Origin of the sequence: Pseudomonas sp. EA_15y_Pfl1_P101, from assembly GCF_963970835.1 — a bacterium.
Lineage (GTDB): Bacteria > Pseudomonadota > Gammaproteobacteria > Pseudomonadales > Pseudomonadaceae > Aquipseudomonas > Aquipseudomonas tritici.
The window spans coordinates 1-14,533 of the sequence record NZ_CAXAPA010000016.1; the positions used below are offsets into that span (position 1 = coordinate 1).

The following is a 14,533-nucleotide window of genomic DNA, read 5'->3' on the forward strand; positions in this document are numbered from 1 at the left end:
CCCACTCGGGTGCTGACACACCAGTGCTGGCTACGGCCTTTGCCCCGCACGCGTTCTATAACCTTACGATGAACCAGTTTGATGCGCGACAGCGCTACGTCGAAGATGTAGTGGGGCCTCCCACATTGACCGAGTTTGACCTTACGCCAATGGTTGTTCTTGCAACCGCCCACCCTCAATCCGCACATGCCGCACATGGAAACGCTTGAGGCTGCTGCGATGCCCCACACTGACAATGCTCAGCCCCGGCAGCTCATCAATCAACGCTTGATACAGCGTTGCCTCATCCTCTTCATCCATAGCCGACGTCGCCTCATCCATGTACAGCCATTGCGGCGCATACAACAACGCACGGGCGAAGGCCAGGCGCTGCTGCTCGCCCGGTGAGAGCATGCGCTGCCAGTGGTTGGCGTCGTCCAGACGAGCAACCAGATGGGGTAGACGGCACGTCTCGAGGGCCTGTGCATAACGTTCTGCCGGGTAGACGCTGTCGTCCTGTGGATAACTCAACACCGCCTTCAGCGTGCCAATCGGCAAGTACGGTTTTTGCGGTAGGAACAGATAGCGCTCGGCCGGCAGGCGAATATTACCGTGGCCGTTGGGCCACAGGTTGCCCATGGCCCGCAGCAAGGTCGACTTGCCGCTGCCGGAACGACCGCTGAGCATCAAGCGCTCACCCTCGGCGACGGTCAGGTCGGCGCCCTGCAGCAAATGACGGCCGTCGGCGAGGTCCAGGCTCAGGTCCTCGACCTGCAAATCACCGCCTTGATATTGCAAGCCAATGCCCATGGTGCGGTTTTCGTTGTCTTGCATGGCCTGGCCGAAACTCAGCAGACGATCACAGGTGGCGCGCCAACTGGCCAGCATCGTATAGGCGTCGACAAACCAACTGAGGCTGCCCTGAACACTGCCAAACGCCTGGGCCACCTGCATCAGTACGCCCAGTTCGATTTTGCCGGAAAAATAACGCGGCGCCGCGACCACAAAGGGAAAGATGATCGCGATCTGGGAGTAACCACTGGTAAAGAAATTCAGGCGCTTCTTGAGCTGCATGATGCTCCAGAAATTGCTCCACACCCGCCCGAAACGCGCACTCAATTGCTGGTGTTCGTTGCGCTCGCCATTGATCAGCGCGATGCTTTCCGCGTTTTCGCGCACCCGCACCAGGCTGAAACGCAAGTCGGCCTCAAACCGTTGTTGACGGTTGCTCAGGCCGATCAGTTTTCGACCAATCAAGTGGGTCAACCAACTGCCGACCACCGCGTAAACCAGCGCCGCCCAGAACATGTAGCCGGGAATAGTGATGCCCCACACTTCGATACTGCCGGACACGCCCCACAGAATCACCGAGAACGACACCAGGCTCACCAGGTTGCTGATAAAACCCAGCCCCAGGTTGAGGGTGCTGCTGGTAAAGGCGTTGAGGTCTTCGGAGATACGCTGGTCGGGGTTATCGGTGTAGCCGCCGTATTCCAGATGGTAGTAATTCTTGTGGCTCAGCCATTGGGCAAAGTAGGTTTCCGTCAGCCAGCGGCGCCAGCGGATGGTGAGCATCTGTTGCAAATAGGAGGTGAACACACCGGTCACGATTGCTACTACCGCAATCACGCTGAAGTACATCAGCAGATGGGTGAAGGCGTCGTAGTCCTTGTGCTCCAGGGCGTTATAGAAATCGCGGTTCCAGCTGTTGAACCATACCGACACGGCGACGCTGAACAGCGAAAGCCCCAGCACCACCAACAGCAGCAGCCAGGCTTTGCCCTTCTCTTCACTGCGCCAATAAGGCGTGATCAGCCCCCACACCCGCCGTAAAAATTGCCCACGCACCGCGTCGTTGACCGCGGAGTACTCAGCGTTCTGATTCATCGTTCAGGCTCGGTAGGGATAAGGTCACAGGCGTATGAACCGATCATAAGTGATCGGTTCAGGGCTCTGTGCGGCCTGAAGCAGACTGTTCAGCTTAGGTTCAGCGACGTACCGGGCGCTTCTGCAACTTACGCTGCAAGGTGCGGCGATGCATGCCCAGGGCACGGGCAGTGGCGGATATATTGCCTTCGTGCTCGGTCAGCACGCGCTGGATGTGCTCCCACTGCAAGCGGTCCACCGACATCGGATTTTCCGGCACCAGGGTGTCGAGGTCAGCGTGCTCGGACAGCAAGGCGGCCAGTACGTCGTCAGCGTCTGCCGGCTTGCACAGGTAGTTGCACGCGCCGCGCTTGATGGCTTCGACGGCAGTGGCAATGCTGGAGTAGCCGGTGAGGATCACCACACGCATTTCCGGGTCGAGCTCCAGCAGCTTGGGCAACAGCACCAGGCCGGAGTCACCGTCCATTTTCAGGTCAAGCGCAGCGTAGTCCGGCAAGTCGGCCTGGGCGATGATCAGGCCCTCTTCGGCGGAACCTGCGGTGCTGACGCGGAAACCACGACGGCTCATGGCGCGCGCCATCACGCGGGTAAAGGTGGCGTCGTCATCTACCAGCAACAGGTGCGGCAGTTCTTCGCCTTCGACTTGGATCTCGTCACTCATCGATATCTCCTCGTGCGACACGGGGCAGGCGCAGCTCGGTGAGCGTACCGCCTTCCTCATGACTATAGAGTTTCACTGAGCCGCCCGCGCGGGTCACGCTGGCCTTGCTCAAAAACAGGCCGAGGCCGAAGCCTTTGCCCTTGGTGGTAAAGAACGGTTTACCGATCTGCTCGGCAATCGCCAGCGGCACACCTGCACCGTGGTCACGAATACTGATGGTCACGTTTTCGGCATCCCAATCCAACTGTACGCCCAGGCCTTCGGGGCAGGCGTCGGCGGCGTTGTTCAGCAGGTTGAGCAAGGCCTGGGTCAAATCCGGCGGCGGCGCCATGCGCGGCACGCTGCCCTGCCCCAGCAGATGAAAACGGTAACTGGCTTCGGGGCGCATCAGGTGCCAGCGGTTCAGCGCTTCGTCGAGCCACTGGGTCACATCCTGCATCTCCACCGCCAGGCGGCGATTGGCTTCGGCGGCCCTCACCAGTTGCTGCAAGGTCTGCTTGCACTGCTTGACCTGCTCCTGCAACACGCTCAAGTCATCTTGCAGGGCCGGGTCGTGATGGTCTTGGGTCATTTCCTTGAGCAGCACGCTCATGGTGGCCAACGGCGTACCCAATTCATGGGCGGCGCCGGCGGCTTGGGTGGCGACGGCCAGCAGTTGTTGGTCGCGCAGGCCCTCTTCACGGCGAATGGCGCGCAGTTCTTCCTGGCGCCGCAGTTCTTCGGCCATGCGTGCGGCGAAGAAGGTGATGACCGCAGCAGACAGGGCAAAACTCAGCCACATCCCGTAGATTTGCAGGTTTTCGCGGGCGATAGGAAAAGTTTGCAGCGGGTAGAACTGCGCCAGCAGCAACGTATACAGGGTCAGCGCGATGCCCGACAGCACCACCGAGTAGCGCCACGGCAAGGTCACGGCGGCAATGGTCAGTGGCACCAGGTAATAAGACACAAACGGGTTGGTGGAACCACCGGAGAAATACAGCAACACACTGTGGATAAACAGATCGCAGGCCAGTTGCAGCGCGTATTCCAGCTCGGTGACCGGCCAGGTGGTACGCAAGCGGATCGCGGTAAACACACAAAGGACGATGGAAAACCCGAGGGTTACGCCCAGTTGCAGCCAGGGCAGTGGCAGCAGGTCAAACCAATAGGCAAGCCCCACGGAGCCGGCTTGTGCGGCCAGTACCAGGGTACGTATGAACGTCAGGCGCCAGAGGTTCTGGCGGGTGGCGGAAGTCAGTTTTACGGCGGCGAGCATGAGCTCTCCCGGTGAGCGCTGCAGGCGGATCGGCAGGAGTATAAACGAAGCGGCGCCTTGGGCATTGGGTGTGTGGCTCTTTGACGCAGTGGGCGCCGCCGCTTGAAACTTGCAGCTGTTTTTTTTCTAATTCCTAAACCCGAAGAACCCAACGCCATCGTCTACAGTCTTACCGAACACGAACATCCCAAGGAGCTTTCATGTCTCGTTTCACTCGCAGTGCAGCCGTTATCACGCTCAGCGTCAGCGCCCTGGCCAGCCTTCCGGCCCTGGCTGCCGATGAGCTGCATTACAACCAGATCTCCCTGCGCGCCGAGGCCAGCCAGGAAGTGGCCCGCGACAAGATGATCGTCACGCTGTACACAGAATCCCAGAACAGCGACCCGGCCAAACTCGCCGCCGAAATCACTGAAACGATGAACAAGGCCCTCGGCCAGGCCCGCGAAGTCAAAGCCGTGACCCTGCGCCAAGGCAGCCGTAACAGCTACCCGATCTACGACAACAAGAACCAGAAGATCACCGGCTGGCGTGAGCGTGCCGAACTGCGCCTGGAAAGCGCGGACTTCCCGGCGCTGTCCAAGCTCACCGGCGAACTGCTGACCACCCTGAAAATGGACAGCATGGACTTCGCCATCGCCGACGCCACGCGCAAGTCCAGTGAAGATGCACTGCTCAAGGATGCGGTTGCCGCCTTCAAGGCTCGCGCGCAACTGGCCACCGATGCATTGGGCGGCAAGGGCTACAAGATCGTCAACTTGAACTTCAACACCAACGGCTACCCAACGCCTTATGCCCGTGGCGGCATGATGATGAAGGCAGCGATGGCCGATTCGGCACCGACACCGGAGGTCGAAGCCGGCACCAGCCAAGTGACCATGAGTGCCGATGGCGTGATCGAAGTGCAGATGCAGTGACCCCTACCTGACAAACCTGAACGGCGTTACCCTCGGTGACGCCGTTTTCGTTTGGGCAGCTTATGTATGCCTGTCACTTCAGGGGTCTGCATGGAAAGAATCGCCTTAACACCGCTCCTCCTCGCCGCAGGCCTGCTGGCCTTTATGCCGTTGGCCGAGGCGGCCAGCACCCTGGTCTACTGCTCCGAAGCCAGCCCCGCCGGTTTTGATCCCAGCCAGTACACCAGCGGCACCGATTTTGATGCATCTGCCGAAACCGTGTTCAACCGCCTGACCCAGTTCAAGCGCGGTGGCACCGAAGTCGAACCTGGCCTGGCGACAAGTTGGGATGTTTCCAAGGACGGCCTGACGTATACCTTCCACCTGCGCGATGGCGTCAAGTTCCACACCACGGATTTCTTCACGCCTACCCGCGACTTCAACGCGGATGACGTGCTGTTCACCTTCAATCGCCTGCTGGATGCCGAAAGCCCGTTCCGCAAGGCCTACCCTTCCGAGTCGCCTTACTTCACCGACATGGGCTTGAACACCACGATCAAGAGCGTCGACAAACTCGACGAACACACCGTGCGCTTCAACCTGAACAACGTCGATGCGTCGTTCGTGCAGAACCTGGCCATGAGCTTCGCTTCAGTGCAATCCGCCGAGTACGCCGCGCAACTGCTCAAACAAGGCACAGCCTCCGACATCAACCAGAGGCCGGTGGGCACTGGGCCGTTTGTGTTCAAGCGCTACCAGAAGGATTCGCAGATCCGCTACGTGGCCAACAAACAGTACTGGAAGCCCGAAGATGTGAAACTCGACAACCTCGTGTTCGCCATTACCCCGGATGCCGCGTCACGCCTGCAAAAGCTCAAGGCCGGCGAATGTCAGGTCAGCGGCTATCCACGCCCCGCCGACATCGAAGTGATGAAGCAGGACCCGAACTTGCGCGTGCTGCAGCAAGCCGGTTTCAACTTGGGCTTTTTGGCCTACAACGTGACCCATCCGCCGCTTGACCAGCTCAAGGTGCGCCAGGCCCTGGACATGGCGATCGACAAGCCCGCGATTATCAAAGCCGTGTACCAGAGCGCCGGGCAATTGGCGCAGAATGCACTCCCACCTGCGCAGTGGTCTTATGACCCCGCGATCAAGGACGCGCCCTACGACCCGACCCAGGCCAAAGCGCTACTAAAAGAAGCAGGGGTTGCACCAGGTACGACCATCAACCTGTGGGCAATGACCGTCCAGCGCGCGTCCAATCCGAATGCGCGCATGTCGGCCCAAATGATTCAACAGGATTGGGCAAAAATTGGCATCAAGGCCAACATCGTCAGCTATGAATGGGGCGAATACATCAAGCGCGCCAAAAACGGCGAGCACGACGCGATGATTTATGGCTGGACGGGCGACAATGGCGACCCGGATAACTGGCTTGGCGTGCTCTACAGTTGTGCCGCGGTCAAGGGCAGCAACTACGCTAAATGGTGTAACCCGGCGTACGACAAACTCGTTCAACAAGCCAAGATCAGCAATGACCGCGAGCAGCGCATCAAGTGGTATCAACAGGCACAGAAAATCCTTAAGGAACAAGTACCTATAACACCTATCGCGAATTCGACGGTTTTCCAACCCATACGCAAGGAAGTCAAAGACTTCAAGATCAGCCCCTTCGGGTTGACGCCGTTCTATGGCGTGAGTCTAGATAAGTAACAGCAACGCCCCAACCGAGTGCGCCAGACGCCTCGGTTGGTCTTTTTTAGTGCGCTGCTTGCACCGAAAAAACCCTCGAAATATGCGCAAATATGTACAAACTTTCATAATTGCGACATTCCTGTACGTTCGTACCACTCTTTCACCCTCGGAACGGTTCAGCATCTTGCAATGGGTATGGCGCCTGCATAAGTATCCGCAGGCCGACTCACGAGGTCGCCCTCACCATCAAAAATGACAACAAATCATGAGGCCAACATGCTTAGAAACGCAGTCATTCCGTTAATTGTTAGCGCTGGCCTAATGGCCGCGGCACCTTTCGCCCAAGCGGCGACTAACCTGGTGTTCTGCTCCGAAGGGAGCCCGGCCGGTTTTGATCCAGGCCAGTACACCACCGGAACAGACTTCGATGCCTCGGCCGAAACCATGTTCAACCGCCTGACCCAGTTCGAACGCGGCGGCACCGCTGTGATTCCTGGGCTGGCCACCAGCTGGGACGTGTCCTCGGATGGCTTGACCTACACCTTTCACCTGCGTGATGGCGTCAAGTTCCACACCACCTCGTACTTCAAGCCGACCCGTACCTTCAACGCCGATGACGTGCTGTTCACGTTCAACCGCATGATCAACAAGGACGATCCGTTCCGCAAAGCCTACCCCACTGAGTTCCCGTACTTCACGGACATGGGGATGGACACCAACATCAAGAACATCGAGAAAGTCGATGAGCACACCGTCAAGTTCACCCTTGGCACTGTGGACGCCGCGTTCATCCAGAACCTGGCAATGAGCTTCGCCTCGATCCAGTCGGCTGAATACGCCGCTCAACTGCTCAAGGAAGGCAAGCCTGCGGACATCAACCAGAAGCCAATCGGCACTGGCCCGTTCGTGTTCAAGAGCTACCAGAAAGACTCGAACATTCGTTACACCGGCAACAAGGACTACTGGAAACCTGAAGACGTGAAGATCGACAACCTGATCTTCGCCATCACCACCGACCCGTCGGTGCGTATCCAGAAACTCAAGAAAAACGAATGCCAGATCACCTTGTTCCCACGCCCGGCCGACCTCAAGGCGCTGGGTGAAGACAAGGACTTGAAACTGCCGCACCAGGCCGGTTTCAACCTGGGTTACATCGCCTACAACGTTATGGACAAGGTCAAGGGCAGCGACCAGCCAAACCCGCTGGCCGACCTGCGCGTGCGCCAGGCGCTGGACATGTCGGTGAACAAGCAGCAGATCATCGACTCCGTGTACCAGGGCGCTGGCCAACTGGCCGTGAACGCCATGCCACCGACCCAATGGTCGTATGACACCACCATCAAGGACGCCAAGTTCGACCCTGAGAAAGCCAAGGCGCTGCTCAAGGAAGCCGGCGTCAAGGAAGGTACCGAAATCGTTCTGTGGGCCATGCCAGTTCAGCGTCCGTACAACCCGAACGCCAAGCTGATGGCTGAAATGCTGCAAAACGACTGGAAGAAGATCGGTCTCAACGTAAAAATTACCAGCTACGAGTGGGGCGAGTACATCAAGCGCTCCAAAGGTGGCGAGAACCAGGCCATGATCATTGGCTGGAGCGGTGACAATGGTGATCCGGACAACTGGCTGAACGTGCTGTTCGGCTGCGACTCGCTGTCGGGTAACAACTTTTCCAAATGGTGCGACAAGAAATTCGACGGCATCGTGAAAGAAGCCAAGGCTACGTCGGATGTCGCCAAACGCACCGAGCTGTACAAGCAGGCGCAACATATCCTCAAAGATGCTGTCCCGATGACACCTATCGCGCACTCGACGGTGTATCAACCCATGCGCAACACCGTGCAGGACTTCAAGATCAGCCCGTTTGGCTTGAACTCCTTCTACGGCGTGAGCGTCAGCGGCAAGTAAGGACCAATAACGGCGACGTTGCATAACGTCGCCGTTATTGCATCCGCCTGACCCGTAGGAAACGGACCACGCTTGCAATCGTTGCGTCCTACAGCAGCGAACTGCGATGCGCGACTCCGTTACCTACAAGGTCAATCCGATTTGGTGCATTTACTGCCAGGTCCGCGACCCATAACGTCGTAGGACAGCAGAGGCACCAACCTCGGAAGGGTACTTGCTGCGTGTGGGATCAGTGATGTCCCCCTGGCCGAACGCCAAGGTGATTGCTCGCTGATGACAACTACAAACAAGGATCGGGATCGTCATGCGCCATACCACCGCTCTATCCGCAATATTTGGCACCAGCCTGCTGGCTGTGGCCACGATGGGCCAAGCCGCCGACAAGAAGAGCCTGGTGTTCTGCTCGGAAGGCAGCCCAGCAGGTTTTGACACCGCGCAATACACCACCGCCACCGATAACGATGCGGCCGAGCCGCTGTACAACCGCTTGGTTGAGTTTGAAAAAGGCGCGACCAATGTGGTGCCCGGGCTGGCTACCAAGTGGGATATTTCCGAAGACGGCCTGACGTACACCTTCCACCTGCGCGAAGGGGTGAAGTTCCACAGCAACAAGGAGTTCAAGCCAACGCGGGACTTCAATGCTGACGACGTGCTGTTCACGTTCAACCGCATGCTTGACCCTGAGCATCCGTTTCGCAAGGCCTACCCAACCGAGTTTCCGTACTTCAACGGGATGAGCCTGAACAAGAACATTGCCAAGGTCGAGAAAACCGACCCGCACACCGTGGTGATGACCTTGAACACGGTCGACGCTGCGTTCGTGCAGAACATTGCCATGAGTTTCGCTGCGATCCTGTCGGCCGAATACGCCGAGCAGTTGCTCAAGAGCGGTAAGCCGAGCGATATCAACCAGAAGCCGATCGGCACTGGCCCCTTCGTTTTCCAGCGCTATCAGAAAGATTCGCAGATCCGTTATTTGGCCAACAAACAGTACTGGGACCCGAGCCGGGTCAAGCTCGACCAGTTGATCTTCGCCATCAACACCGACGCTTCGGTGCGGGTGCAAAAACTCAAGGCCGGCGAATGCCAGGTAACCCTGCATCCGCGCCCGGCTGACGTGGACGCCCTCAAGGCGGACCCGAACCTGCAACTGCTGACCAAGCCAGGCTTCAACCTCGGCTACATCGCCTACAACGTGCGCCACAAGCCATTCGACCAGCTCGAAGTGCGCCAGGCGCTGGACATGGCGGTAAACAAGCAGAGCATTCTGAATGCCGTGTACCAGGGCGCGGGGCAACTGGCGGTCAACGCCATGCCGCCGACGCAATGGTCCTACGACGACAGCATCAAGGACGCCGCCTACAACCCGGAAAAAGCCAAGGAACTGCTCAAGGCCGCCGGCGTGAAGGAAGGTACCGAGATCACCTTGTGGGCAATGCCGGTACAACGGCCGTACAACCCCAACGCCAAGCTGATGGCCGAGATGCTGCAAAGCGACTGGGCCAAAATCGGCCTCAAGGTCAAGATCGTCAGCTACGAGTGGGGCGAATACATCAAGCGCACCAAGAACGGTGAGCACGACATCAGCCTGATCGGCTGGACCGGCGACAATGGTGACCCGGACAACTGGCTGGGCACTCTTTATAGCTGCGACGCCATCGGCGGGAACAACTACTCCATGTGGTGTGACCCGGCGTACGACAAGTTGATCAAGCAAGCCAAGGTCGTGACCGACCGCGAACAAAGAACTGTTCTGTACAAACAGGCGCAGCAACTGCTCAAGCAGCAGGTGCCCATCACGCCAGTCGCCCACTCGACGGTCAACCAGCCGTTAAGCACCAAAGTCGAAGGTTTCAAAGTGAGCCCCTTCGGCCGCAACGTGTTCTCGGGCGTCAGTATCACCCCATAAGAAAATAACCGGATTGCGCAGGGCGAACATCGCCTTGCTGCAAACGTGCGGCCTTCTATTAGGATTTTTCCTACGGCAAACGTTTGCATAGGCTTGAACGAGTTACACACCCAATAGCCGGATCACCAAAAAAGACCGGCATTAAAAAGAGAACCAAAGGAGCTTCATTCATGAAACTGAGCAGCAAAGCGCTTCTGGCCCTGGCCATCAGCAGCATCACGGCCACCGCCTACGCTGAACCCGTGAGCCAGGACTTCGTTCCGACTACCCTGGCCGGCACCAGCGCGCAAAGCGAGGCCAAAGGCTTTATCGACGGTCAAAGCCTGGGCGGTACTACCCGTAACTGGTACTCCAACGAAATGAAATTTCGTGGCCAGAAGTTCAGCTACTACAAAAATGCTGCAGATGAAGCCGCAGAGAGATCGACCCGTGTCTCCCGCCGCTACAACTGGGCCCAAGGTACTATCCTCAACTACACCTCGGGCTTCACCCAAGGCACCGTTGGCGTCAGCACCGAAGTGGCTGCCTACAACTACATCGCGTTGGACCGCGACCAAAAAGACATCGCCGGTGGCTCCAACCGTACCCTGGCTCACGCCTACGGTGACGCAGTAGATCAGTGGAGCAAACTGGGCCTGGCCAACGTCAAGTTCCGTGTGTCCAACACCACCTTGACCGCCGGTCGTCAGAACTTCAGCAGCGGCATCGTCGACACCATCGGCAACCGTGCCCTGCCTTCGAGCTTCGAAGGTGTGAGCTTCAACAGCGAAGAGCTGAGCAACCTGTCCTTCCAGGGCGGTATCTTCGATCGCGTTTCGCCGCGTACCGAACAGAGCCTGTCGAAATTCCGTTCCGAATACGGCAATGGCCAGGAAACCGACAAAGTCAAAACCTTGGGCTTCAACTACCAGCCGTTCAAGAGCCTGAAAACCAGCGTTTTCGCGGCTAACGTCGAAGACTTCTGGAACCAGTACTACTTCGGTGCAACCCATGAATTGGGTGATGCACAAACCCTGGCACTCACCACCGGCCTGAACTACTACAAAACCACCGATACCGGCAGCAAGAAGATGGGCAACATCGACAACGACACTTACTCGTTGTCCCTGGGGCTGACCCACCAGGCTCACAGCCTGACCTTCTCGTACCAGGAAGTTAACGGTGACGAGTACTTCGACTACCTGCACGAAACCAACGGCATCTACCTGGCCAACTCCTTGACCTCGGACTTCAACAGCCCGAACGAGAAGTCCTTCCAGGTCGCCTACGCCATCAACATGGCCGAATACGGCGTGCCAGGCCTGAAGTTCAACGTCTACTCGGCTCGCGGTTGGGGCATCGACGGCACTCACTACAACGGCACCGCCTACGGCACCGCCGGTGATTCGCGCAGCGACTTACGCCTGATGGACGGCGAGAAACACCAGGAATACGGTGTTGGCTCGTCCTACGCGATCCAGAGCGGCCCACTCAAGGCCACGACTTTGCGCGCAACCTACGTGACTCACCGCGCCAGCGCGCAACAAGCTGATGGCAACATCAAAGAGTTCCGTCTGGTCACCACCGTTCCATTCAACATCCTTTAATTAGCGCCAGGTAGACGGCGGGCTCAGGACGAGCCCGCCGTCTACGTTTGTCTGGTCCCATCGATTGCAGAGGGCTCCGAATGAAATTGCTCCCACTACAAGCCGCCATGGCTGCCGCGCTGTTGAGCGTGGCGATCGGCGTTTCGGCCAAACCACTGGTGGTCTGCACCGAAGCCAGCCCGGAAGGTTTCGACCCGGTCCTGTACACCACAGCTGTGACCGCTGACGCTGCCGCTGAAACCATGTTCAACCGTTTGGTGGACTTCAAGCCTGGTACCACTGAAATCGTTCCCGCGCTCGCCACGTCCTGGGAAATCAGCGACGACGGCCTGACCTATACGTTCCACTTGCGCGATGACGTCAAGTTCCACACTACCGACTACTTCAAACCCACGCGCAACTTGAATGCCGATGACGTGCTCTGGAGCTTCCAGCGCCAGTTGGACCCGAAACACCCTTGGCATAACAAATCCGCTACGGGTTTCCCCTATTTCGAAAGCATGGGCTTTAAGGAACTGCTCAAAAGTGTCGAGAAGACTGATGACCACACAGTGGTCTTCACCCTGACTCGCCCTGAAGCACCGTTCCTGGCCGATGTCGCGATGCCGTTTACCGCCATCCACTCCGCTGAATACGCTGACAAGCTGCTCGCCGCAGGCAAGACCGATGAGCTCAACAGCAAGCCGATCGGCACAGGCCCGTTCATCTTCATCCGCTACCAGAAAGATGCCCAGGTACGCTTCAAGGCCAACCCGGAGTACTTCCGTGGCAAGCCGCCGGCCGATCCGTTGATCCTGGCCATTGCGGTCGACAACAACGTGCGCCTGCAGAAGCTCAAGGCCAACGAGTGCCAGGTCGCGCTGTATCCCAAGCCCGATGACCTGCCCAGCATCAAGAAAGACCCGAACCTGAAGGTCGATGAACTGGCGGCGATGACCACCGCCTACACCGCCCTGAACACCACCCACAAATACATGAGCGACGCGCGGGTGCGTCACGCGATCAACATCGCGTTCGACAAAAAGGGCTACAACGAATCGCTGTACGGCAAAGGTAACGCTGTCGATGCCACTGGCCCGTTTCCACCTACGCTGCTGGGTTTCAACGACAAGCTGAAAAACCCACCGCGCGACCTGGACAAGGCCCGCGCCCTGCTCAAGGAAGCCGGGGTGCCGGAAGGCACCGAGTTCACCCTGTTCACTCGGAATGGTGGCGGCCCGACCAACCCTAACCCGATGCTCGGCGCACAGCGCATGCAGGCAGATCTGGCGCAGATTGGTCTGAAGGTGAATATCAAAGTCATGGAATGGGGCGAGATGCTCAAGCGCGCCAAAGGCGGCGAGCACGACATGGTTTCTGCCGGTTGGGCGGGGGATAACGGGGACCCGGATAACTTCCTCACGCCGAACCTGAGTTGCGATGCAGCGAAAAACGGCGAAAACTACGCGCGCTGGTGTAACAAAGAGTTTCAAGGCTTGATCGACAAGGCGCGCGCTGTCGCTGAACCCGCACAACGCGCTGCACTCTATGAACAAGCAATGGACGTTTTCGACAAGGACCAACCATGGATTCCCATGGCTTACCCGAAAATGTTCACCGCCATGCGCAAGAACGTCGAGGGTTATACCCAAAGCCCTCTGACGAACAATAACTTCGCCACCACCCAGGTGAAGTAAATAAGAAAAACGCTCGGCGCCGTCGCTATTGACGGCGCCGGACCTGCCTAACCGGCTGATTGAGGTACACAACAAGATGTTTAGTTTTATTGCCCGCCGACTGGGGTTACTGATCCCCACGTTCTTCGGCATCACGTTGCTGACGTTTGCGTTGATTCGCATGATCCCTGGCGACCCCGTCGAAGTCATGATGGGCGAACGACGAGTCGACCCCGAGATGCACGCACAGGCAATGGAACGCCTTGGCCTTAACAAGCCGCTGTATGCCCAATATCTGGACTATGTCGGCAAGCTCGCCCAAGGCGACCTTGGCGAATCGCTGCGCACCCGTACCAGCGTGTGGACCGAATTCACCGCCCTCTTCCCGGCGACCCTGGAACTGTCCATGGCCGCCCTGTTGTTCGCCGGTATCCTGGGCCTGCTGGCCGGGGTGATCGCGGCACTTAAACGAGGATCCCTGTTCGACCACGGGGTGATGGGCATCTCCCTGGCGGGATATTCGATGCCGATCTTCTGGTGGGGCCTGATCCTGATCATGTTCTTCTCGGTGAGCCTGGGCTGGACTCCGGTTTCCGGGCGTATCGACCTGCTCTACGACATCGAGCCGCGCACCGGCTTCATGCTGATCGACACCCTGCTGGCTGACGAGCCGGACGCATTCTGGGATGCACTGCACCACCTGATCCTGCCGGCCATCGTGCTTGGCACCATCCCGCTGGCAGTGATCGCGCGGATGACCCGGTCGTCGATGCTCGAAGTACTGCGCGAAGACTACATCCGCACCGCCAAGGCCAAGGGCCTGTCGCCGGCGCGCGTGGTGTTCGTGCACGGCCTGCGTAACGCGCTGATCCCGGTATTGACCGTGGTCGGCCTGCAAGTCGGCACGCTGCTGGCCGGTGCGGTCTTGACCGAAACCATCTTCTCGTGGCCCGGCATCGGCAAATGGCTGATCGAAGCCATTGGCGCACGAGACTACCCGGTGGTGCAAAACGGCATTCTGCTGATCGCCTGCCTGGTGATCCTGGTGAACTTCGTGGTGGATATCCTCTACGGCTTCGCCAACCCACGCATCCGTCACCAGCGCTGA

The 14,533-nt window shown here is 58.4% G+C and carries 10 protein-coding genes; 7 read left to right on the forward strand and 3 right to left on the reverse strand.

Translation table 11 applies throughout. From position 1 onward, the window contains the following. Positions 1–141: 141 nt before the first annotated feature. The 3 genes from AACY36_RS22460 to AACY36_RS22470 all read right to left on the reverse strand — a co-directional run bounded on the left by AACY36_RS22460 (position 142) and on the right by AACY36_RS22470 (position 3,782). On the reverse strand, positions 142–1,866 hold the full coding sequence (locus AACY36_RS22460; RefSeq protein ID WP_339417451.1) for an ABC transporter ATP-binding protein/permease: 1,725 nt from the start codon (positions 1,864–1,866) through the stop codon (positions 142–144). Between the two features lie 100 nt (positions 1,867–1,966). Then, positions 1,967–2,527, reverse strand: coding sequence for a response regulator transcription factor (locus AACY36_RS22465; RefSeq protein ID WP_339417449.1), 561 nt, complete (start codon positions 2,525–2,527; stop codon positions 1,967–1,969). Further along, positions 2,520–3,782 carry an ATP-binding protein gene (locus tag AACY36_RS22470; protein WP_314569373.1) on the reverse strand — a complete coding sequence of 421 codons (1,263 nt, stop codon included), beginning with the start codon at positions 3,780–3,782 and terminating at the stop codon, positions 2,520–2,522. The genes AACY36_RS22465 and AACY36_RS22470 overlap by 8 nt, the downstream gene beginning before the upstream one ends. 200 nt (positions 3,783–3,982) lie before the next feature. On the opposite strand from AACY36_RS22470, the gene AACY36_RS22475 reads away from it, so the two are divergent. The 7 genes from AACY36_RS22475 (at position 3,983) to AACY36_RS22505 (ending at position 14,533) form a co-directional block, all read left to right on the forward strand. Beyond that, positions 3,983–4,696 (forward strand): SIMPL domain-containing protein, encoded by a 714-nt coding sequence (locus tag AACY36_RS22475; protein ID WP_339417447.1) that lies wholly within the window; start codon positions 3,983–3,985, stop codon positions 4,694–4,696. 90 nt (positions 4,697–4,786) lie between these two features. Next, positions 4,787–6,388 (forward strand): ABC transporter substrate-binding protein, encoded by a 1,602-nt coding sequence (locus AACY36_RS22480; protein WP_339497598.1) that lies wholly within the window; start codon positions 4,787–4,789, stop codon positions 6,386–6,388. Between the two features lie 258 nt (positions 6,389–6,646). Continuing rightward, on the forward strand, positions 6,647–8,275 hold the full coding sequence (locus AACY36_RS22485; RefSeq protein ID WP_339427163.1) for an ABC transporter substrate-binding protein: 1,629 nt from the start codon (positions 6,647–6,649) through the stop codon (positions 8,273–8,275). A 364-nt stretch (positions 8,276–8,639) separates the two neighbouring features. Then, complete coding sequence (locus tag AACY36_RS22490) at positions 8,640–10,184, forward strand: ABC transporter substrate-binding protein (RefSeq protein WP_370467846.1); 1,545 nt, start codon at positions 8,640–8,642, stop codon at positions 10,182–10,184. A 170-nt stretch (positions 10,185–10,354) separates the two neighbouring features. Further along, a complete protein-coding gene (locus AACY36_RS22495; protein WP_339436118.1) occupies positions 10,355–11,770 on the forward strand; it encodes an OprD family outer membrane porin in 1,416 nt (471 codons plus the stop codon). Positions 11,771–11,850: 80 nt separating this feature from the next. After that, complete coding sequence (locus AACY36_RS22500; protein WP_339427165.1) at positions 11,851–13,446, forward strand: ABC transporter substrate-binding protein; 1,596 nt, start codon at positions 11,851–11,853, stop codon at positions 13,444–13,446. A gap of 76 nt (positions 13,447–13,522) precedes the next feature. Then, positions 13,523–14,533: an ABC transporter permease subunit gene (locus tag AACY36_RS22505; RefSeq protein ID WP_003171721.1), complete on the forward strand. Its 1,011-nt coding sequence runs from the start codon at positions 13,523–13,525 to the stop codon at positions 14,531–14,533.

Coding starts and splice junctions, on each gene's coding strand:
- AACY36_RS22460 (WP_339417451.1), bottom strand. CDS start 1,866: ATGAATCAGAACGCTGAGTACTCCGCGGTCAACGACGCGGTGCGTGGG.
- AACY36_RS22465 (WP_339417449.1), bottom strand. CDS start 2,527: ATGAGTGACGAGATCCAAGTCGAAGGCGAAGAACTGCCGCACCTGTTG.
- AACY36_RS22470 (WP_314569373.1), bottom strand. CDS start 3,782: ATGCTCGCCGCCGTAAAACTGACTTCCGCCACCCGCCAGAACCTCTGG.
- AACY36_RS22475 (WP_339417447.1), top strand. CDS start 3,983: ATGTCTCGTTTCACTCGCAGTGCAGCCGTTATCACGCTCAGCGTCAGC.
- AACY36_RS22480 (WP_339497598.1), top strand. CDS start 4,787: ATGGAAAGAATCGCCTTAACACCGCTCCTCCTCGCCGCAGGCCTGCTG.
- AACY36_RS22485 (WP_339427163.1), top strand. CDS start 6,647: ATGCTTAGAAACGCAGTCATTCCGTTAATTGTTAGCGCTGGCCTAATG.
- AACY36_RS22490 (WP_370467846.1), top strand. CDS start 8,640: ATGGGCCAAGCCGCCGACAAGAAGAGCCTGGTGTTCTGCTCGGAAGGC.
- AACY36_RS22495 (WP_339436118.1), top strand. CDS start 10,355: ATGAAACTGAGCAGCAAAGCGCTTCTGGCCCTGGCCATCAGCAGCATC.
- AACY36_RS22500 (WP_339427165.1), top strand. CDS start 11,851: ATGAAATTGCTCCCACTACAAGCCGCCATGGCTGCCGCGCTGTTGAGC.
- AACY36_RS22505 (WP_003171721.1), top strand. CDS start 13,523: ATGTTTAGTTTTATTGCCCGCCGACTGGGGTTACTGATCCCCACGTTC.